This window comes from Salinivibrio sp. SS2 (assembly GCF_001722075.1).
In the GTDB taxonomy this organism is placed as follows: domain Bacteria; phylum Pseudomonadota; class Gammaproteobacteria; order Enterobacterales; family Vibrionaceae; genus Salinivibrio; species Salinivibrio proteolyticus.
In genome coordinates this window covers 1-799 of record NZ_MEBP01000049.1, presented here as the reverse complement: position 1 = coordinate 799, position 799 = coordinate 1, and the positions used below count along the sequence as shown (strand labels likewise).

The following is a 799-nucleotide window of genomic DNA, read 5'->3' as shown; positions in this document are numbered from 1 at the left end:
ATGGAAAAGAGGGGGGGGGAGAAGAAGAAGAGGAGAGAAGAGGAGAAAGAGAGGGAACAAAAGAGGGGGAAAAAGAGAAAAGAGAAGGGAAAGAGGAAAGAGGAAGGGGAGAAAAGAAGGAAGGAAAGCAGGGGGAAAGAAGAAAGAAAAAAAAAGGGAAGGTAAAAAGGAACAGGAAGGGGGGAGGAAGGGAAAAGAAAAAAGAGAAGAAGGAAAAAAGGAGAGAGGAGGAGGGAAAAAGAGAGCGAGAGGAAGGAAAGGGAGGAAGAAGAAAGAGGAAAAGGAAGGAAAAGCGAAGATGAGAAAGAGAAAGGAAGAAAAGAGAAGAAGGAAAGGGAGAAAGGGGAGAGAGAGAGGAAGAGGAAGGGGAAAAGGAAAGGAGAGAAGAGGGAGGGGGGAAGAGGAAGAGGAAGAGGAGGGAGAGTGGTGACATCACCGAAAGAAGGAGAGAGAGAAGAGAGGGAGAAGGAAGAGAGGGGAGGAGGAAGAGAAAGATGTAATTGGTGATGGCGAGGGGGTGGGGGAGGGTTAAGAGTGAGGGATAGAAGCTGGTATGGACTATCGGGGAGGAAGGAGGGGAGGGGAGAAGGGGGGGGGAGGGGAAGAAGAGAGATATGGGAAGGGAATGGAGGGGGGGGAAGGGGAAGAGGGGGGACCTGGGGAGAAGAGGTTTTGTAGAAATAGAGAAAGGGGAGGAGGGAGGGAAGGGAAGGAGAGGGAAAAAAGGGGGAAGGAAGAGAAAAGGGAGGGGAAAAGGAAAGAGGGGGAAGAGAAAAGGTAGGGAGAGAAAAAAAAGGAA

Annotated in this window: 2 protein-coding genes; both read left to right on the top strand. The window is 50.2% G+C overall.

The window, feature by feature from the left end:
• Positions 1 to 430 (top strand): hypothetical protein (locus BGK46_RS17550; protein ID WP_175418629.1); only part of this gene is annotated, 430 nt, incomplete at its 5' end.
• A 184-nt stretch (positions 431 to 614) separates the two neighbouring features.
• Positions 615 to 799 (top strand): hypothetical protein (locus tag BGK46_RS02530; protein WP_175418628.1); only part of this gene is annotated, 185 nt, incomplete at its 3' end.